The following is a 19256-nucleotide window of genomic DNA, read 5'->3' on the forward strand; positions in this document are numbered from 1 at the left end:
TGAACAAGGAAATAGCATGAAACAGCATCGGTTGGCGGCGGCGGTGGCCCTGGTTAGCCTGGTACTCGCGGGTTGTGATTCGCAGACCAGCGTAGAGCTGAAAACCCCGGCGCAAAAAGCTTCCTACGGGATTGGCCTGAACATGGGCAAGAGCCTGGCTCAGGAAGGCATGGATGACCTGGACTCCAAGGCCGTTGCCCAGGGCATCGAAGATGCCGTCGGCAAGAAAGAGCAGAAGCTCAAAGACGACGAACTGGTTGAAGCCTTCGCTGCACTGCAAAAGCGTGCCGAAGAGCGTATGGCCAAGATGAGTGAAGAGTCGGCCGCTGCTGGCAAGAAATTCCTCGAAGACAACGCCAAGAAAGCCGGTGTCACCACCACGGCTTCGGGCCTGCAGTACGAAGTGGTCAAGAAAGCCGACGGCCCTCAGCCAAAGCCGACTGACGTCGTGACCGTTCACTACACCGGCACCCTGACCAACGGTACCGTGTTCGACAGCTCCGTCGAGCGTGGCAGCCCGATCGATCTGCCGGTCAGCGGCGTGATCCCGGGTTGGGTCGAAGGCCTGCAACTGATGCACGTTGGCGAGAAGTACAAACTGTACATTCCTAGCGAACTGGCTTACGGGGCCCAAAGCCCGAGCCCAGCCATTCCAGCCAACTCGGTGCTGGTATTCGACCTGGAACTGCTGGCTATCAAGGATCCATCCAAGCAAGACGACGCCGCGAAATAATCAGCGTCTGTCCCGCCTGCAACGCCTCGCTTATGCGGGGCGTTGTTGCATCTGGCGCCTGACGAAGGTAAACAAAGCGAACGGATGTTGCAGCACGCAGTCAGACCCATTGAGGTGCTTGCGTACGCCGCGACGGGGCGCCAAGTCAATGAAATTCTGGGCGTTTTTATGTGTGTAAAAAACGCCCGATCTAAGCGAGGCCCTTGTGATACGGGCCTTTCAGCGGTGAAATGCAGGTCTGTTCACAAGGTTATCCACAATTTGTGTGGATAACCCTGCCGTGGGAGGAATGATGAAAGCTCCGTGGAATTTCGCTCGGTTCCTGCCGCTGGCCGGACGCCTGCTGGCTCGTGGTCGACTGCCGACGCTGCTGTTCGCCGTGGCCAGCAAAAGCGCCAGCCAGGGCAATCGCCTCGGCAAAATCAAGGACGATCTGCGCTTGTTGCAGGCATTGTGCCTGGCGTACTGGCGGGGCGAATACCGGGCCATCAGTCCAAAAGCGCTGGTGTCGGTTGTGGCGGGCTTGATGTATTTCCTCAGCCCGGTGGATGCCATTCCGGATTTCATTCCCGTGTTCGGCATGATCGATGACATCGCCGTGCTCGCCTGGTTGATGAAAGTGCTCGATGACGAACTCAACGCTTTTCGTGCCTGGCGCAAACGCCAGGTGCCGGAGAAACTCCTGGTCGTGGAGCGACTGCCCGCCACCCCGGAACAACTGAAGCTCCAGGGCTCGAAAAAAGCCTGATTTTGTTAAGGATCATTCCTATATCCATACCCCGCGACCTTGGCCGCTGTTAGGATTACACTTCCAAGGAAAAGCACCGGCTCGTTTAGGGTCGTTGTCCTACGGGGAAGTCATGGATATTCAGATAATCACACGCGATGGTGAGCCCGAGTATGCGGTTCTGCCGTGGGCCCGATATCAGGCTTTACTGAAAGCAGCGGGCATTGACCCGCAACCACCGCAGGCCGCCCCAGAGCGTCGGTCGGCCACACCGGACCCGATTCTCCCGGGCCTGGATCAACTGCGCAGTTTACGCGAAGCACAGGGCATCGCCATCGAGGCGCTCGCCCGCACGGTAGGCATCAGCCCGTCTTATCTGGCCATGATCGAACGTGGTGAGCGTCAACCCGACGCTGCGATTCGCCGCAGTCTGGCCTGGGAATTGAAGGTGCCAGGGTGGAGGGATGAATCGTGAGCGTACGCATCAGTCGTCAACATTGGGACGGATTGCTGGGCGAGCTGGATCAGGCGCGCCGCCAAAGGCATCTGCTGACCTACCGTGCATTGCTGGAGCGTTTGCAGTTGCCGACGCCGGCCATGCAAACCCTCACGGCGGCCCTGGAACATCTGGCCGCACTGGATGCCAAGGCTGAGCAGCCCCTGCGCAGCTCCCTGGTGATCAGCCAGGGTGCCAGTCGCTTGCCACGCACTGGGTTTTTCGAATGCGTCGAGCGTCTGGGGCGTTTTTCCGGGCCGTCTGACGGAGTCGCCGCGGCATCCTGGCACGCCTCGGAAGTTGTGCGTGTATTCGAGTACGAATACCCCGAATCGGCGGAGGCCTGAATGCTGCTCAGATTCAAGGCGCGGGCTGGCTACTGGCTTGCCCGCCGGCTTTTTCATTGGACATGGTGCGTTCGCCAGCCCCGTGTCTGGAGCTGGATGGAAAGCCAGTTTGCCCGCATGGCCAACCTGGGTAACGTCCAGGCGCAAAGCTTCTACGGGCATATCCTGACGTTCCGTGGCGTGGGGCTCGGTGCGCGGGAAGAAGGCATCCGCTTGCTGCGCCTGGCGGCGTTGGCCGGTGATGGCAAGGCGGCCTACCAAGTGGGTGTGATCAGCCTGGCTGGAAGCGCGAGCAAAGCGCCAGACCCGGTGGAGGCCGCTCGGTTCTGGAACCTGGCCTTGAAAGCAGGACACCCATTGGCCGAGATCAAGCTCAACGAATTGGCTGCTCGCGACACTGCGCAATAAATCCTTTTCCCTCTAACCCTCCCACAGGTTCAGCATTCCAGCTCAGGTTCCTGTGCGGTGAGGCTGTCGATCACGTGCACGCTGTACCCCGGAATGTTCTTGGCGTGATGCTTGGCCTGGGAAGCCATTTCTGCCAGTTGGCTGGCGTCGAGTTGTGCGCAGGCCTGTGTGTGCAGGTGGACCACGCCGATCGACAGCGATAGCAATGGGAATTCCTGGCGCACACCCTGGCGGTTGGGGGCGATGAAGCAGCCAGCTTCCAGGTGTTCGGCGCGGTAGAAGCGTCGGCATTGGCTCTGGAAGTCGTCCAGCAGTTGGTTCAGGCGTTTGCGCCAGTCGTCCGGACCGAGCACCAGCAGGAAGTCGTCGCCGCCGATGTGGCCGACGAAGTCGCGTGAGGGATCGACGCGGTCGTTCAGGCATTGCGCCAGGCACAGCAGGACTTCATCACCGCGGCCGTAGCCGTAGATGTCGTTGAAGGGTTTGAAGCTGTCGATGTCGACGTAGCAGATCACCGATTCGCGTTGCTGTTGCAGCAAGCGGGTCAGGCATTGCTGGATCGGTACGTTGCCGGGCAGCAGGGTCAGCGGGTTGGCGTAGCGGGCCTGCTGGATTTTCAGTTCGGTAATCAGCTTGAGTACGTCGATGACCCGGCCCAGCCCCAGATAGCCGCCGTTGAGGGTGATAATGAAGTCTTCTTCGATGCGTTGCCGGGCGCGACTGGTGATCAGGCGGCTGACCTGTTGCAGCGACTGACTCATTTCCACGGCAAGGAAATCGTCACTCATCAGCCGACTGATGGGCTTGCGGGCGAACAGGTCGGTCGCAAACGGCTTGAGCAGGGCGTCCGACAGTGAATGCCGGTGGACGATACCGCACGGTCGGCCGTATTCGTCGAGCACTGCCAGCGAGTTCAGATTGGCCTGGCGGCGGAAGGCCTCCAGTACCGTCGCTGTCGGCGTATCCCGGTCGACTGCCGGCTGGTCGTTCAGCAGGGCGCTCAGGTCGCTGCCTTCGTCGTTCAAGGCCACGGCAGCGCTGTCCTGTTTGGGCATCAGCGGCCGCGCATCCCGTGGCGGCTGTTCCTGCGGCCGGCAAAGCAGGTAACCCTGGACCAGGTCCACCCCCATGTCAGTCAGCACCGCGAGTTCTTCAGCCAGCTCGATGCCCTCGGCAATCACTTGCGCCCGGGACGCTTTGGCGATTTGCATGATCGAGCCGACAAACTCGCGCTTGAGCGCATCCTGATGGATGCCGTCGATGAAGTGCCGGTCGATTTTCACATAATCGGGTCTCAGCTCGGACCACAGACGCAGGCTCGAGTAGCCGGCACCCAGATCATCCAGCGCGATGGAGAACCCCATGGCCCGGTAGTGGTTGAGGGCCTTTTGCAACAGTTGGAAGTCGTCAATGGGCGTCTGTTCGGTGAGTTCGATGACGACCTGGCTCGGCGGTATTCCGAAATCTTCCAGTAGTTGCAGGGTGCGGCCCGGCTGGTGTGCGGCTTCGAGTAGCGATTCCGGCGACACGTTGAGGAAGAGTTTGCCGGGCAGTTGCTGTTCGTGGAAACGTCGGCAAGCGCTTTCGCGGCAGGCGATTTCCAGCTCGTTAAGTCGACCGGCCTGACGGGCGACGGCAAAGAGGGCGATGGGGGAGTGCAGCGGGCTGTTGGACGGGCCGCGACTGAGGGCCTCAAAACCAAGAATCCTGCGTTCAGAGAGGGAAATGATCGGCTGGAACAGGCTGTGCAAACCACCTTGAGTCAAGATTGAACTCAATGCACCCAGCTGTTCGGTCGTGGTCATGGCGATCTCTTGGTAAAAAAAAGGACCGGAAACTCGCTTTTTTCAAGAGAGGTTCCAGTCCTTTATTTCACGACAGATTGATGACTGTTTGATGACGTCTCAGCGGCGTCAGCATTAAATAGCCACCATCTTAGTGCTTGGCCACCGCCGTGTTGAGTTTCAGGTAGTCCAGCAGAATGCGCCCGGTCTCGCTCAGATAGGCATCATCTTCTGGTTTGACCTTGTCCGGTTCCGCCGCAGCAACGTCTTCGTCTTCTTTCTTCAGCTCTTTGAGCGGTTCTTCGCCTTTGGCCTTGCGACGGATGTTTTCCATCGCCAGTTGCTTGGCTTCGATATCGGCGTGCTGGGCACGACGTTCCGCTTCATTGAGGCTGACGGTTTTTTCCGCCATCAGTTTCTGAGCCAGGGCCAGCTTGTCGCGGATGAACACGAACTCGGCATCCTTGGCTGTACGTACGTCATGCTCGGATTTGAGCTGGGTGATGTACGGCTTGAACGGATCGACCGCCGGCTTGATGGCCGCGCGGATGGTGTCCCACGGCATGGCTTCGGGTAGAGCGCTTTCCCCGATTTCCTTGGTGTCGATGATCGACGGGTAATCGATGTCAGGCAATACGCCCTGATGCTGGGTGCTCTGGCCGGAAACCCGGTAGAACTTGGCCAGGGTCAGTTTCAGTTCGCCATGGTTGAGCGGCTGGATGGTCTGAACGGTGCCTTTGCCGAAGGTCTGGCCACCGATGATCAGCGCGCGGTGATAATCCTGCATGGCGCCGGCGAAAATTTCCGAAGCCGAGGCTGACAGGCGGTTGACCAGCAACGCCATCGGCCCTTTGTAGAAGGCGCCCGGGTTTTCATCTTCCAGGACGTCGACACGGCCATCGGCATTACGCACGAGCACGGTCGGGCCCTTGTCGATGAACAGGCTGGTCAGCTCCGTGGCTTCCTGCAGGGATCCACCGCCGTTATTGCGCAGGTCGATGACCACGCCGTCGACCTTCTCTTTTTGCAGCTCGGTCAGCAGTTTCTTGACATCGCGGGTGGTGCTTTTGTAGTCCGGATCGCCAGCGCGGAACGCCTTGAAGTCCAGGTAGAAGGCCGGAATCTCGATGACGCCGAGCTTGTAGTCCTTGCCGTCCTGTTTCAGGTTGAGGACCGACTTCTTCACGGCCTGGTCTTCAAGCTTCACCGCTTCGCGGGTGATCGGCACGATCTTGCTGGTCTGGTCGTTCGGCGCATTGCTGGCGGGGATGACTTCCAGGCGCACCACGGTGCCTTTTGGCCCGCGGATCAGCTTGACCACTTCGTCCAGGCGCCAGCCCACCACGTCGACCATCTCCTTGTTGCCCTGGGCAACGCCGATGATCTTGTCCGCCGGTGCAACCTGCTTGGTCTTGTCGGCCGGGCCGGCAGGCACCAGACGCACGACTTTCACCTGGTCATTGTCGCTCTGCAACACGGCGCCGATGCCCTCGAGGGACAGGCTCATGTTGATGTCGAAGTTCTCCGCGTTATCCGGTGACAGATAATTGGTGTGCGGGTCGTAGGACATGGCGAAGGTGTTGATGTACGCCTGGAAGATATCTTCGGCGCGGGTCTGGTCCAGGCGCGCCAATTGGTTCTTGTAGCGCTTGGTCAGGGTTTCCTGGATCTGCTTGGAGTCCTTGCCGGCGATCTTCTGGCGCAGCACTTCATCCTTGACGCGTTTGCGCCACAGGTCGTCGAGTTCCGCAGTGGACTTGAGCCAAGGGGCGTCCTTGCGGTCAATCAGCAAGGTTTCCTTGGTGGTGAAGTCGATCTTGTCGACGCCTTTGTCCAGCTCGGCAAGGGCGAAGTCCAGGCGCGCCTTGACGCGGTCCAGGTAGCGCTTGTAGATGGTGAACCCGGCGTTGAGGTCGCCGCTCTTGAGGAAGTCGTCGAACTGCGTCTTCCATTTGTCGAACTCGGCGATGTCGCTGGCCATGAAGTAGCTGCGCGACGGGTCCAGCAGCTTGATGTAGCTGTCGTAGATGATCACCGAGCGCGCGTCATCGAGTGGCGGTTTGCTGTAATGATGGCGCTTGAGCAACTCGACGACATTCAGGCTGGCGATCACTTCGTCACGATCAGGCTGAAGCTTGTCCCAGCTATTGGCTGCGAACGTATTGCTCGACATCGGCATCAGGCCGATACCGATGAACAGAGCGAGGGCGGTGCTGGGGAACAGGTGCTTCATGCCGATTCGACGCAGGGACAATTGATAACGCATATTAGGCCGTCTTTGAAGTCGCCGGGTCCACGAGGGCCGGTCGCATAATGCAAAAAGCCCGGCGCTATAGCTTCGGGCTCAGTCCAGACTCACTATGGAGGCACTGTGAAAGCATTGCAAGGCGTGGAAGGTCAAGTGGCATGGGTTGAAGAGCCCAGTCCTACGTGTGATGTAGGGCAAATTCGCATTCGCGTGTCGGCTGCAGGCCTCAATCGCGCCGATTTATTACAAAAAGCGGGCCTTTATCCGCCGCCGCCGGGGGTGAGCCAGGTGCTGGGCCTGGAGTGTTCAGGGGTGATCAGCGAAGTCGGTCCGGGGTCGTCCTGGCAAGTCGGCGACCGTGTTTGCGCCTTGCTGGCCGGGGGTGGCATGGCCGAAGAGGTGGTTGTCGACGGACGGCACGTGCTGCCGGTGCCGGAAGGAATATCCCTGATTGAAGCCGCCGCATTACCTGAGGTTTACGCAACGGTCTGGCTGAATTTGTTTCAATTGGCTGCGCTCCGGCCCGGTGAGAAAGTTCTCCTGCACGCCGGAGCAAGTGGAATCGGTTCAGCCGCCATTCAGCTGTGCAAGGCATTCGGCAACCCGTGCTGGGTCAGCGTCGGCTCTGCCGAGCGCTTGGCCTACTGCGAAGCGTTGGGAGCCCAGGGTGGCGTGTTGCGAGGCGATGACCTGGAAGGCTTGAGAGACCTCGGGCCGTTCGACGTGATCCTCGATCCGGTCGGTGGCAATTACGCTGCGCTGAACTTGAAGCTGCTGGCCAGCGATGGCCGTTGGGTGCTGATCGGCCTGATGGGGGGCCGTGAGGCCAAGCTGGATCTGGCGCAGGTGCTGGCCAAACGTGTGCAATTGCTGGGTTCGACCCTGCGCAGTCGCGACGATCTGTTCAAGGCCGACCTGTTCAGCGGACTCAGCCAGCATGTGTGGCCGTTGTTTGCCGACGGTCGCCTGAGCCCGCAACTGGCGAAGACTTTCCCGATCAAGGATGCCGAAGCGGCGTTTGCCGAGTTGGCGAGCAATACGGTGGCGGGGAAGGTGGTGTTGGTGATTGATGAGAGCCTGAGCTGACAGCACGGGACCTGTGAGAATACTCACATACTGGTAGGAGCGAGCTTGCTCGCGATAGCGGTGTGTCATACAAAACTGTATTGGCTGATACACCGCAATCGCGAGCAAGCTCGCTCCTACAGGGGTACGGGGGGATCGGATTTATTTCCAGAGATGAATCGGCCAGCCAGCCTTCTCTGCATGCTCGCGCAACACCGGGTCCGGATTCACCACGTGCGGGAAATCCACCTTCAGCAGCAACGGCAAATCGTTGCGTGAGTCCGAATAGAAACTCGCGCCTTCGAGGTTTTCCTCTTCCGCGTCCAGCCATTCCAGCAAGCGAGTGATCTTGCCTTCCCGGTAGGTCAGGGTACCGGTGGTCTGGCCGGTGTAAACACCATGCGCAACCTCCAGTTCGATGCCGAGAATCTCGTCGATGCCAAGCCGTTCGGCAATCGGCCGGACCAGGTGAGTGCCCGACGCGGAGATCACCAGAATGCGGTCCTCGGCTTTGCGGTGGGCGGCGATGGCTTTGGTTGCCTCGCTGAAAATGATCGGTTCGATGACGTCTTCCACCCAGGGGCCGACCAGGTGGTCGATCTCTTCGGGGGTGCGCCCGATCATGGGCTCCAGGCTGAAGGTCATGTAGTCCTCCATGCGCAGCTTGCCGTGGCTGTAGGCGTCCATCAGTTCGTTGTTGCGACGCATGAACGACTCCGGGTCGACCCAACCCAGCCGCCCCATCTGCTCAGCCCAGAGGGTGGCGCAGTCGCCGTGGATAAGGGTTTCGTCCAAATCAAAAATTGCCAGGGCCATGGGGGGCTCTCGGTGAGAGCAGCTTCAAGCCGTGAGCTTCAAGCTGCAAGAAAGGGATCAGTTGGCCGGCAGTCTACGGCTTGCAGCTCGAAGCTTGAAGCTTGAAGCTTGCAGCTGCTCTCATGCCACCTCACGCAGGGCCGTCGGATCGATGGAAAGCGACAGGCGCTGGCCATCGGGGTGCAAGTCCGTCGCCGAACGGTTGAGCACATCCACCACCAGTTCCACGCCCCGGGCCTCGACGCGATAACGAATCACGTTACCCAGCAGACTGTGGCTGCGCACCTGGGCATCGAGTTCGCCTTCCAGGCTCAGCTCGATGGCCTCCGGGCGGATGGCGATGCGATGGTTGATCGGCCGTTGCAGCAGCTTGGTTGCGCTGTCCGCATCCAGCAGATTGTAGTTACCGATGAAGCCGGCAGCGAATACATCCACCGGCGCGGTGTACAAGGTTTCGGCGTCGCCACTTTGTACGATCTTTCCCTGATTCATCAGGAAAATCCGGTCGGACATGGTCAGCGCTTCTTCCTGGTCATGGGTAACGAAGATAGTGGTCAGGCCGAGTTCGCGCTGGATCTGACGGATCTGTTCGCGCAGATGCTTGCGAATGCGCGCATCGAGGGCCGATAGCGGCTCATCCAGCAGCAACAGACGCGGGCGTGTCACCAGTGAACGAGCCAACGCAACGCGCTGGCACTGGCCACCGGACAGTTGATGCGGGTAGCGCGAAGCGAAGTCGCCGAGCTCCACCAGTTTCAACACTTCGGCGACCCGTTTGTGGCTATCGTCGCTGTTGACCTTCTGCATGCGCAGGCCAAACGCGACGTTTTGCTCAACGGTCATGTTCGGGAACAGCGCGTAACTCTGGAACACCATGCCGATCCCGCGCTTCTGCGGGCTCAGCGGAACGATATCGACGCCATCGAGCAGGATCTTGCCGCCATCCACCGGGGTCAGCCCGGCGATGCAGCGAAGCAAGGTCGACTTACCGCAACCGGAAGGCCCCAGCAGGGTAACGAACTCGCCTTTTTGAATCTCGCAATTGATGTCACTGAACACCGTGGTGCCGGCGTAGTTCTTCTGAAGGTGTTGGACGCTGACGTAGCTCATTCGCTTTTGTCCTTGTTCAAGATGTTGGCCGCCCAGGTCAGAACCAGCACGAAAAAGAAGTAGGAAATCACCAGCGCACTGGTGAAGTGACCGCTGCTGTTGCGCATGTTGTTGAGGTAGACCTGCAGGGTCTCGTAACGGGTGCCGACGAGGATGTTGGCGAAGACGAACTCGCCGAACAGGAAGGAGAACGACAGCAGCAGCGCCACCATCAAACCCTTGCGCAGGTTGGGCAGCACCACCAGGAACGCTGCTTGCCAGGTGCTGGCGCCGAGCAGTTGTGCCGCGTCCATCAGGTCGCGCAGGTTGATCGCTTGCAGGTTGTTGGTGATTGCGCGGTACATGAAGGGCAGGGCAATGGTGAAGTAACAGCCGATCAGAATCCACGGCGTGCCGACCATTGCGAAAGGCCCGGAACCGTAAAGTTGCAGCAGCCCCACTGACGACACCACCGGCGGCACCGCGAAGGGCAACAGGATCAGGATGTTCATCAGCGCATCGAGTTTCGGAAAGTGGTAATGCACCACGAACAGCAACGGCAGGATCAGGACCACCGACAGGACCAGCGCGCCGACGCACACCACCAACGATTGGCCGAAGGCGTGGAGAAAGCGCGGGTCGCTCCACAGCGCGATGTACCATTTGAGGGTAAAGCCGCTGGGCAGGATGGTCGCCGACCAACTGCTGGCGATCGAGTAGACCAGCGTGCCGGCCAGGGGCAGCAACAGAATGGCAAACAGCAAGTACACCACGACCCGGTGATAAACAGCGACGGGCCCCCGTTCAGCGCGAGACATGGTAGCTCCTCTTCAGCAGCAGCTGATGCACGATGGTCACCAGGGTCATCAACGCCACCAGCACTACGGCCAGGGCACTGGCCAGGTTAGGGTCCAGGGAAATATCACCGGACACCATCGCCGCGATGCGGATCGGCAGTACGTTGAAGTTACCGGTGGTCAGGGCGTACACCGTCGCGTAGGCGCCGAGGGCGTTGGCCAGCAGGATCACGAAGGTGCCAAGCAGTGCCGGGGTCAGCACCGGCAAGCCGATGTGCCGCCAGAACTGCCAACCGCTGGCACCGAGCAACTCGGCGGACTCTCGCCAGTCTTCGCGCAAGGCGTCAAAGGCCGGGTACAACAGCAGCACCCCCAGCGGAATCTGGAAATAGGTGTAGAGAATGATCAGCCCGGTCTTGGAATACAGGTTGAAGTCCTGGATCAGTCCGGCCTGCTTGAGCAGGATGGTGAAGCTGCCGTTGAAACCCAACAGAATGATGAATGCGAAGGCGAGGGGCACGCCGGCGAAGTTGCTGGTCATGTTGGCGAAGGCGTTGACGAAATTACGCAGCTTCGAGTCGACCCGCCGCAGCGAGTAGGCACCGAGGACGGCAATGAAGATGCCGAATACGCTCGACCAGAAACTGATCTCCAGGCTGTACTGGATCGCCTGCAGGTAGAACTTGGAGCTGAAGATCTTGCTGAAGTTGGCCAGGCCCCAGCCGAACTCTTCCGATTCCAGGCTGTTGATCATCACCCAGGCGAGCGGAGCGATCTCGAACACGATAAAGAACAGGGTAAAAGGCACCAGGCACAGGGCCGCGAGCCACTTGCCGCGCGTCATGGCATTCACTTGAGCAGCTCCGGGCATACGGGTTTATCGTGGGGCACGCCCAGCAGTTCGCAGACCGTGCCGCAAATTTGCGTCTGTTTCGGTGTGGCGCTGGCGTCGAGGCTGAAGGCGTCACCGAAGACGAACAGCGGCACCTCGCGTTCTTCAGGCAACAGGCCATTGTGCGAGCGATCGCTGTTCATGCCGTGGTCGGCCGTCACCAGCACCTGGTAGCCGGCGTCCAGCCAGCCTTGCAGGTAGTCGGCGAGAATGATGTCGGCCGTGCGGGCACTGTTGCGGTATTGCGCGGTGTCGAGGCCGTGCTTGTGCCCGGCATCGTCGATGTTCATCGGGTGCACCAACAGGAAGTTCGGCGCATGGCGCAGGCGCAGGTTTTCCGCGTCGGCGAACAGGTGCGAATCGGGGTAGTGATCGTTCCAGTAGAAATGCCCATGCTGGATCGGCAGTTGCGGGTCGTCGGTATGACGGTCGCGCGCGGCGATGAACGGCGAGCGGTTGTACAGTTCGCTGACCCAGTGATAAGCCGCTGCCGCCGTCGTCAACCCGGCCGCGCGGGCGTAGTGGTAGATGCTGCGCTGGTTGGAAAGGCGCGAGACATGGTTATGCACGATGCCACTGTCGATGGGCGAGACGCCGGTCAGGATGCATTCGTACAGGGGGCGTGACAGGGCAGGCAGTTCGCACTCCAGCTTGTAGAGCGCCGCCCGTCCTGCGCCGACGTAAGCCTGCAGATGCCCCATGGCGTGGTGTGCAACCTCGTAGTTGAGACCGTCGAGCACCACCAGGATGACGTTGTGTTTCATAGGGGCGAAAACTCCGCGGGCAGAAATTCCGAATGTGGCACGGTCCATTGTGGGAGCGGCGGTCCGACGACTCGCCTTGCCCGCGATGGCGGCGAAACAGTCAATGCATCGGTAACTGACACAATGCCATCGCGGGCAAGCCCGCTCCCACAGGGATCCCAGTGGGAATCAGGAAGCGGGTTTTACCGCCTTACTTCATCTCAACAATGACTTCTTCGTTCCACTTCTGCGGCAGGGCCTTCGAAGTCTTTTCCCACGCGTCCGCGTCCTTGATCGGGGTGACCTTCTTGTACTGCTCGTTCGGCAGCAGCTTGGCCTGTACGTCGGCTGGCAGGGTGAGGTGCTCAGCGCGGATCGGACGTGCATTGCCCTTGGCCAGGTTGATCTGGCCGGCGTCGCTGAAAATGTATTCGCGGGTCAGCTTGGCGGCGTTAGGGTTCTTGGCGTATTTGTTGATGATGGTGGTGTAACCGGAAATCACCGAGCCGTCGGACGGGATCAGCACCACGTAATCATCCGGGTTCGCCATCTTGGCCTTGTAGCTCAGGCCGTTGAAGTCCCAGACCACCCCCACTTCGATCTCGCCCTTTTCCATGGTGGCGATGGTCGGGTTGGCCATCGACAGGCGACCCTGCTTGGCGATGTCGGCGAACAGCAACAGCGCCGGTTGCAGGTTCTTCTCGTCGCCACCGTTGGCCAGTGCGGCGGCCAATACGCCGTTGGCGGCTTGGGCGGCGGTGCTCACGTCACCGATGGACACCTTGTATTTGCCGTCCTTGAGATCAGCCCACTTGGTGGGTACGTCGGAACCGTGCAGCAGTTTCTTGTTGACGATGAAGGCGATAGTCCCGGTGTAGGCAAGGGCCCAATGACCATCCTTATCCTTGGCCCAGTCGGGGACCTGTGCCCAGGTGCTTGGTTTATAGGGTTGCGTCACATTCTGCTTGACCGCAATCGGGCCAAAGGCAGCACCGACGTCCCCGATGTCAGCGCTGGCGTTGTCTTTTTCAGCGGCAAACTTGGCGATTTCCTGCGCGGAACTCATGTCGGTGTCGAGGTGCTTCAGGCCATATTGACTGGCCAGATCCGCCCAGGTGCCTTTCCAGTTTGCCCAGTCATCGGGCATGCCGACGCTGTTGACGGCGCCTTCGGCTTTCGCAGCGGCTTCCAGGGTTTTCAAATCATCAGCGGCCATGGCGGCGGTACACAGGGCAATGGTCGAGCCTAACAGTGATGCCAGGAAAAGCTTTTTCATTCCGAAGCTCCTTTGGGCGTTTTCAACGCTGCGATTGCGGTTGTGTTGGTCTAGGTCAGCAATACCTGAGCCAATCTAGGTGGGCTGGATGACATTTTGATGTCTGCCGATTTTTTTCACGTCGCAGTGCTCAGGGTTCGAGATAAGCGTAGACCATGCCAAGGGCGCCGGAATTGTGGGCCTTGGCCATCAAATTGCAGGGGGGAGGAGCGTACCGTTCGGTTGTTTTGTCATCTGCCAGTCATCAGCAGTGCCTAGGCTTCCAGGAAGTTGATAACGCCGTTTCCAACCCGGCCTCGCCCCGAAACAGTGCTGGTCTAGTCCAGATGGGTAACATTGATGCGTATTGAAGCGACGAAGGCGGTCACCGCCATCGGGCAGGTTTTGCAGGAGCAACTTGATCACGGGCTATTGGCACCCGGCAGCAAGTTGCCGGCCGAGCGCAAGCTCAGTGAGTTGTTCGGCACGACGCGGATCACCCTGCGTGAAGCTTTGTTGCAGTTGGAGGCACAAGGGCACATCTACCGCGAGGAACGTCGGGGATGGTTTGTGTCGCCGCCGCGCCTGGCCTACAACCTGATGCAGCGCAGCCACTTTCACGCGATGGTCAGCGCCCAGGGCCGGGTACCGTCCACCGAGATGATTTCGGCACGGTTGCTACCGGCGTCGGCGGCGGTGTGTGCCTGGTTGCAATTGCCGGCGCTGTCGAGCGTGATCCAGATCTGTCGGGCGCGCAGGATAGACGGGCGGCTGGTGCTCTACGTGGAGCACTACCTCAACCCTCAGTATTTTCCGGGGATACTGGATTTCGATCTGAATCAGTCGATTACAGAATTGTACGCCCGTCATTACGACCTGCATTATGGTCGGGTGCGCTTCGAAATCGTCCCGACCGCGTTATCGGTGGATGCGGCGGCGGCGTTAAGGGTGTCGGTCGGCAGTCCCGGGTTGCGTATTGCCCGGGTCAATTACGATCAGCACGAGCGACTGATCGACTGTGACCTGGAGTTCTGGCGGCACGATGCGATTCACGTCAGTGTCGATGTGGTTTGAGCCTGGCCGCCGCAGACTCTCGGGTTTCGTCAACCGAATCGGTAGATGTCCATGCCGAGCGCGCCCATGGTGAAGCCCTGGTGGCTGATACTGAATGCACCTCCAGCGCCTCGCGCGAAGTACAGCGGCAACAGGTGCTCATCGCTTGGATGATTACGCACGGCGTTGGGTGCCAGCCGCCGGTAATCATGCAGCGCCGCTTCATCATTGGCCTCTAGCTTCTCGATCATCCAGTCGCGGAAGACCTTCGCCCACGGCTCGACGCTTTCCGGACCGGCATGCCAATCCAGCTCGCGCAGGTTGTGAGTGATGCTGCCAGACCCGATCAGCAGCACTCCCTGTTCGCGCAGGCTGCGCAATGCCTGGCCCACACGAGTCTGCAGGGCAGGCCCTTCGTGGGTGGGCAATGAAACCTGCACCACCGGGATGTCGGCTTGTGGATACATCAACGACAACGGAACCCAGACGCCGTGGTCGAAGGGCCGATGATTGTCGAGGCGCGCAGGCAAGCCGCTGTCATTCAGCAATCCGGCCACCAAGGCCGCCAGCTTTGGCTCGCCAGGCGCCGGGTACTGCACCTCGAACAACGCACGCGGAAAACCGCCGAAGTCATGCCAGGTTTCCGGGTGGGGGTTGGCGCTGACCAGCAGCTCATTGCTTTCCCAGTGGGCGGAAACAATCACGATGGCCTTGGGTCTGGGCAATTGTGCGGCAATACGGGCGAGCGCAGGTCCACTGTCGCCGGGCTCGAGGGCCAGCATGGGGGAGCCGTGGGAAATGTACAGGCTGGGGAACATACAGGTGCTCCAAAGAGTAAGATGGCTCCATCTTCAATCAGATCATTGATCTAAATCTAATATAAGTTTTAGGGTGTTTTGATCGAATTATTCGGAGATAGGTATGCAGCCCGAGTTTTGGCACAAGCGCTGGCAGTCGAATCAGATCGGCTTCCACCTGCCGCAAGTGAACCCCTACCTTAAGCGTTTCTGGCCGCAATTGCGGCTGGAAGACGGCGCTCGGGTGTTGGTGCCGCTGTGTGGGAAAAGTCTGGATTTGTTGTGGCTGGCGCTAGAGGGGCACGAAGTCCTGGGCATCGAATTGTCGGAAAAGGCCATCGAAGACTTTTTCGAGGAACATGAGTTTGACCCGGACGTCAGTGTGCAGGGGCCCTTCAAGGTCTATCGCGCCGGGTCTATCGAGCTGTGGTGTGGTGATATTTTCGAGCTGACAGCCGGCGATGTGGCCGATTGTGCCGCGCTATACGACCGGGCGGCACTGATCGCCCTGCCGCCGGCCATGCGTGAACGATATGCCGCCCACCTCAAGCGAATTGTGCCCAAGGACGCGCTGGGATTGTTGATCACACTGGATTACGACCAGGCGCAGAAAGACGGACCGCCGTTTGCCGTGCTCGACGACGAGGTGCAGCAACTGTTCGGTTCGGCGTGGTCGCTGAAGATTCTCGAAGACCAGGATGTGCTGGAGGAGAACGGCAAGTTTGCCGAAAGTGGTGTGACGCGGCTGGAAGAGCGGGTTTACCGCCTCCAAAGCTGACCCAATCCCTGTAGGAGCGAGCTTGCTCGCGATGGTCGTCAGGGCGCCGCTGGGTGTCAGGAAGCCAGCGTTATCGTTGACCTCCATCGCGACGGTTCGACGCCTCGACATGCTCGCTCCTACAGGGACCCCGGCGTTCCTCTGGACAAAAAAAGGCCCGCATCTCTGCGGGCCTTTCGTTTTACCGGCTCTCGATCAACCGCGACGATGCAGCGCGTTGATACGCTCTTCCAACGGCGGATGGCTCATGAACATGCGGGCCAGGCCCTGTTTGATGCCACCGTTGATACCGAATGCATTCAGGGTGTCCGGCATGTGCACCGGCAGGCCTTGTTCGGCACGCAGCCGTTGCAGGGCGCCGATCATCGCACCGGTGCCGGCCAGACGGGCGCCAGCTTCGTCGGCGCGGAATTCGCGCTTGCGCGAGAACCACATCACGATGGCGCTGGCCAGGATACCCAGGACCAGTTCGGCGAAGATGGTCGCTACGTAGTAGGCGATGCCTTGGCCTTCTTCGTTCTTGAAGATCACTTTGTCGACGAAGTTGCCGATGATCCGCGCAAAGAACATCACGAAGGTGTTCACCACGCCCTGGATCAGGGCCAGGGTAACCATGTCGCCGTTGGCAACGTGGCCGATTTCGTGGGCCAGGACGGCTTTCACTTCATCCGGTGAGAACCGCTCGAGCAAACCCTGGCTGACAGCGACCAGTGCATCGTTCTTGTTCCAGCCGGTGGCGAAGGCATTCGCCTCGTAGGCCGGGAAAATCCCCACTTCGGGCATCTTGATCCCGGCTTCGCGGGACAGTTGCTCGACCGTTTGCAGCAGCCATTGCTCATGGCGGGTGCGCGGCTGGGTGATGATCTGGGTGCTGGTGCTCATCTTCGCCATCCACTTGGAGATGAACAGCGAGAAAAGCGAACCGGCGAAACCAAAGACCGCACAGAAAATCAGCAGCTGATTGAGGTTGAGATCAACCCCGTTGGCCGCCATGAACCCGTTGAAGCCGAAGAGGCTCAGGGTGATGCTGGCAATCAGCACGACCGCCAGGTTAGTGGCCAAAAACAGCAGGATGCGCATCATGGTTGTAGAAATCTCCTTATGCTAAAGATGTAGCGTACTGCGGGGTATATAAGGTGCTGCACGGGGCTATTCAACCGGGTGACTATTTCAAACTGTGTCCTACAGCCAAAGTCTAGTTGCTTGCAGGGCATTTCCGATGGCAGCGGCAGACAGGTTTGTCAGGCAAATGCCCTCGCATATCCCTGTCAATGTTAGACGTGAGCGCGCTCGGCGCGATGGTGCAACGAGAAAACTCGTCACCGAGGACTTGGCGCAGAAGAGGTGTTGCTGAATTATTCCTCGTGCGACTTTCCGGAGAAAGCCGCACGAAGCAGCCCCTTTACTGGCGATAGGATTTCAGGAAGTTGCCGATGCGGCCGATGGCCATGTCCAGGTCATCTACACGGGGCAGGGTCACGACGCGGAAGTGGTCCGGCCATGGCCAGTTGAAGGCCGTGCCTTGCACCACCAGCAGCTTTTCCGAGAGCAGCAGGTCAAGGACGAATTTCTCGTCGTTGTGGATCGGGCAGACTTTCGGGTCGATGCGCGGGAAGGCGTACAGCGCTCCCATCGGTTTCACGCAACTGACGCCGGGAATGTCATTGAGCAGCTCCCAGGTACGGTTGCGTTGTTCCAGCAGGCGACCCGGCGGCAGCACCAGGTCATTGATACTCTGATAACCGCCCAGGGCCGTCTGGATCGCGTGCTGGCTCGGCACGTTGGCGCACAGGCGCATGTTGGCCAGCATGTCGATGCCTTCGATGTAGCTCTGTGCGTGGTGCTTCGGACCGGATATGGCGATCCAGCCGGAACGGAAGCCGGCTACGCGGTAGGACTTCGACAAACCGTTGAAGGTCAGGCAGAGCAGGTCTGGCGCCAGCGACGCGGTGCAGATGTGCACGGCATCGTCGTACAGGATCTTGTCGTAGATTTCGTCGGAAAACACCACCAGGTTATGTTGGCGAGCCAGTTCCAGCATGCCCAGCAGCACTTCTTTGGAGTACACGGCGCCGGTCGGGTTGTTCGGGTTGATGATCACCAGCGCCTTGGTGTTCGGGGTGATCTTGGCCTTGATGTCGGCCAGGTCCGGCCACCAGTTGGCCTGCTCGTCACACAGGTAGTGCACCGGGTTGCCGCCCGACAGGCTGACCGCGGCGGTCCACAGCGGATAGTCCGGGGCCGGCACGAGCACTTCGTCGCCATTGTTGAGCAGCGCCTGCATCGACATCACGATCAGCTCGGAAACGCCGTTGCCCAGGTAGATGTCCTCGATGCCGACACCTTCCACCTGCTTTTGCTGGTAGTACTGCATGACCGCTTTACGGGCGCTGAACAGACCCTTGGAGTCGCTGTAGCCCTGGGCGGTGGGCAGGTTGCGGATGACGTCCTGGAGGATTTCGTCCGGCGCTTCGAAACCAAAGGGGGCCGGGTTGCCGATGTTCAGCTTGAGGATGCGATGGCCTTCCTCTTCCAGGCGTTTGGCGTGCTTGAGCACTGGGCCGCGAATGTCGTAGCAGACGTTGGCGAGCTTGTTCGATTTGCTGACCTGCATGGCGATGTGTTCCCGAAAATGAACGATCCAGGCGGCATTTGACCTACCGTACTGGGAATCCTGTGTAACCACAGGCCTGACGCTTTGAAGTGCGGATACGTTGAATACGCCTGGCCTGGGTGCCAGACTGGCGTTTGACGAGGCGCAATCATACGTGCCGCCCGATCCGTGGAAAAGGTACAGATCGGGCTTTTTCAGTTGCCGAGGTGTGATGATGGAAAAGTTGGAAAAAACGCTGGAAGAATGGCGGGCGATGCTCGATCCGGAGCAGTACAACGTTTGCCGCCTCAAGGGCACCGAACGGCCGTTCTCCGGAAAATACAACGACAGCAAGGTCGATGGCGTTTATCACTGCATCTGCTGCAATGAGGCGTTGTTCGACTCAAAGACCAAATTTGACTCTGGTTGCGGCTGGCCGAGCTTCTATGAGCCGATCGCCGACAGCGCCATGGTCGAGATCCGCGACGTCAGCCACGGCATGATTCGCACCGAAGTGGTCTGCGCCAAATGCGATGCGCATCTGGGGCACGTGTTCCCGGACGGTCCGCCGCCGACAGGCCTGCGTTACTGCATCAACTCTGTATGCCTGGACCTGGTGCCGCGCGAATAACGAG

Annotated in this window: 20 protein-coding genes; 9 read left to right on the plus strand and 11 right to left on the minus strand. The window is 59.7% G+C overall.

The window, feature by feature from the left end; translation table 11 throughout:
• The first annotated feature begins 16 nt into the window (after positions 1-16).
• The 5 genes from AB4N33_RS00435 (at position 17) to AB4N33_RS00455 (ending at position 2711) form a co-directional block, all read left to right on the plus strand.
• On the plus strand, positions 17-733 hold the full coding sequence (locus AB4N33_RS00435) for an FKBP-type peptidyl-prolyl cis-trans isomerase (RefSeq protein ID WP_460122055.1): 717 nt from the start codon (positions 17-19) through the stop codon (positions 731-733).
• 292 nt (positions 734-1025) lie between these two features.
• Entirely contained in the window at positions 1026-1481 is a 456-nt protein-coding gene (locus AB4N33_RS00440) for a YkvA family protein (protein WP_476456136.1), read from the plus strand.
• A gap of 112 nt (positions 1482-1593) precedes the next feature.
• Positions 1594-1935 carry a helix-turn-helix domain-containing protein gene (locus AB4N33_RS00445; protein ID WP_476456137.1) on the plus strand — a complete coding sequence of 114 codons (342 nt, stop codon included), beginning with the start codon at positions 1594-1596 and terminating at the stop codon, positions 1933-1935.
• The gene (locus AB4N33_RS00450; RefSeq protein ID WP_003223109.1) at positions 1932-2303 is read left to right on the plus strand and encodes a hypothetical protein; all 372 of its coding nucleotides are present in this window, start codon (positions 1932-1934) and stop codon (positions 2301-2303) included. Before AB4N33_RS00445 ends, AB4N33_RS00450 begins: the two co-directional genes overlap by 4 nt.
• Positions 2304-2711, plus strand: coding sequence for an SEL1-like repeat protein (locus tag AB4N33_RS00455; RefSeq protein ID WP_460122061.1), 408 nt, complete (start codon positions 2304-2306; stop codon positions 2709-2711).
• Between the two features lie 29 nt (positions 2712-2740).
• Here the strand turns inward: AB4N33_RS00455 and AB4N33_RS00460 are convergent, their stop codons facing one another.
• Together AB4N33_RS00460 and AB4N33_RS00465 are read right to left on the minus strand one after the other, a co-directional pair.
• A complete protein-coding gene (locus tag AB4N33_RS00460; protein ID WP_476456138.1) occupies positions 2741-4516 on the minus strand; it encodes a bifunctional diguanylate cyclase/phosphodiesterase in 1776 nt (591 codons plus the stop codon).
• Between the two features lie 130 nt (positions 4517-4646).
• Positions 4647-6728, minus strand: a complete 2082-nt coding sequence (locus tag AB4N33_RS00465) for a carboxy terminal-processing peptidase (protein ID WP_460126588.1) — start codon at positions 6726-6728, stop codon at positions 4647-4649.
• Positions 6729-6866: 138 nt separating this feature from the next.
• On the opposite strand from AB4N33_RS00465, the gene AB4N33_RS00470 reads away from it, so the two are divergent.
• A complete protein-coding gene (locus AB4N33_RS00470) occupies positions 6867-7829 on the plus strand; it encodes a zinc-binding dehydrogenase (RefSeq protein WP_476456139.1) in 963 nt (320 codons plus the stop codon).
• Between the two features lie 141 nt (positions 7830-7970).
• Here AB4N33_RS00470 and AB4N33_RS00475 read toward each other — a convergent pair whose 3' ends face one another.
• The 6 genes from AB4N33_RS00475 to AB4N33_RS00500 all read right to left on the minus strand — a co-directional run bounded on the left by AB4N33_RS00475 (position 7971) and on the right by AB4N33_RS00500 (position 13421).
• The gene (locus AB4N33_RS00475; RefSeq protein WP_460122066.1) at positions 7971-8624 is read right to left on the minus strand and encodes an HAD family hydrolase; all 654 of its coding nucleotides are present in this window, start codon (positions 8622-8624) and stop codon (positions 7971-7973) included.
• Between the two features lie 120 nt (positions 8625-8744).
• Positions 8745-9734, minus strand: a complete 990-nt coding sequence (locus tag AB4N33_RS00480) for an ABC transporter ATP-binding protein (RefSeq protein ID WP_460141157.1) — start codon at positions 9732-9734, stop codon at positions 8745-8747.
• A complete protein-coding gene (locus AB4N33_RS00485) occupies positions 9731-10531 on the minus strand; it encodes an ABC transporter permease (protein ID WP_476456140.1) in 801 nt (266 codons plus the stop codon). Before AB4N33_RS00485 ends, AB4N33_RS00480 begins: the two co-directional genes overlap by 4 nt.
• Entirely contained in the window at positions 10518-11354 is an 837-nt protein-coding gene (locus AB4N33_RS00490) for an ABC transporter permease (RefSeq protein WP_460126589.1), read from the minus strand. The genes AB4N33_RS00485 and AB4N33_RS00490 overlap by 14 nt, the downstream gene beginning before the upstream one ends.
• Before the next feature lie 5 nt (positions 11355-11359).
• Positions 11360-12166, minus strand: a complete 807-nt coding sequence (locus tag AB4N33_RS00495; protein WP_476456141.1) for an alkaline phosphatase family protein — start codon at positions 12164-12166, stop codon at positions 11360-11362.
• Positions 12167-12356: 190 nt separating this feature from the next.
• A complete protein-coding gene (locus AB4N33_RS00500) occupies positions 12357-13421 on the minus strand; it encodes an ABC transporter substrate-binding protein (protein ID WP_460122072.1) in 1065 nt (354 codons plus the stop codon).
• 339 nt (positions 13422-13760) lie between these two features.
• Here AB4N33_RS00500 and AB4N33_RS00505 point away from each other — a divergent pair, with 339 nt between their 5' ends.
• Positions 13761-14474, plus strand: coding sequence for a UTRA domain-containing protein (locus AB4N33_RS00505; RefSeq protein WP_460122074.1), 714 nt, complete (start codon positions 13761-13763; stop codon positions 14472-14474).
• 29 nt (positions 14475-14503) lie between these two features.
• Here AB4N33_RS00505 and AB4N33_RS00510 read toward each other — a convergent pair whose 3' ends face one another.
• Positions 14504-15271: a DODA-type extradiol aromatic ring-opening family dioxygenase gene (locus tag AB4N33_RS00510; RefSeq protein ID WP_476456142.1), complete on the minus strand. Its 768-nt coding sequence runs from the start codon at positions 15269-15271 to the stop codon at positions 14504-14506.
• 103 nt (positions 15272-15374) lie between these two features.
• Between AB4N33_RS00510 and AB4N33_RS00515 the strand changes: the two genes are divergently transcribed.
• Complete coding sequence (locus tag AB4N33_RS00515; protein WP_460122077.1) at positions 15375-16028, plus strand: thiopurine S-methyltransferase; 654 nt, start codon at positions 15375-15377, stop codon at positions 16026-16028.
• Between the two features lie 195 nt (positions 16029-16223).
• Here AB4N33_RS00515 and htpX read toward each other — a convergent pair whose 3' ends face one another.
• Positions 16224-17111: a protease HtpX gene (gene htpX / locus AB4N33_RS00520; protein ID WP_460122079.1), complete on the minus strand. Its 888-nt coding sequence runs from the start codon at positions 17109-17111 to the stop codon at positions 16224-16226.
• A 319-nt stretch (positions 17112-17430) separates the two neighbouring features.
• A complete protein-coding gene (locus AB4N33_RS00525; protein WP_007983502.1) occupies positions 17431-18642 on the minus strand; it encodes a pyridoxal phosphate-dependent aminotransferase in 1212 nt (403 codons plus the stop codon).
• 214 nt (positions 18643-18856) lie between these two features.
• Here AB4N33_RS00525 and msrB point away from each other — a divergent pair, with 214 nt between their 5' ends.
• Positions 18857-19252 (plus strand): peptide-methionine (R)-S-oxide reductase MsrB, encoded by a 396-nt coding sequence (msrB, locus tag AB4N33_RS00530; protein ID WP_460122083.1) that lies wholly within the window; start codon positions 18857-18859, stop codon positions 19250-19252.
• Positions 19253-19256: the final 4 nt, after the last annotated feature.

The organism is Pseudomonas sp. S1_E05 (assembly GCF_056337105.1).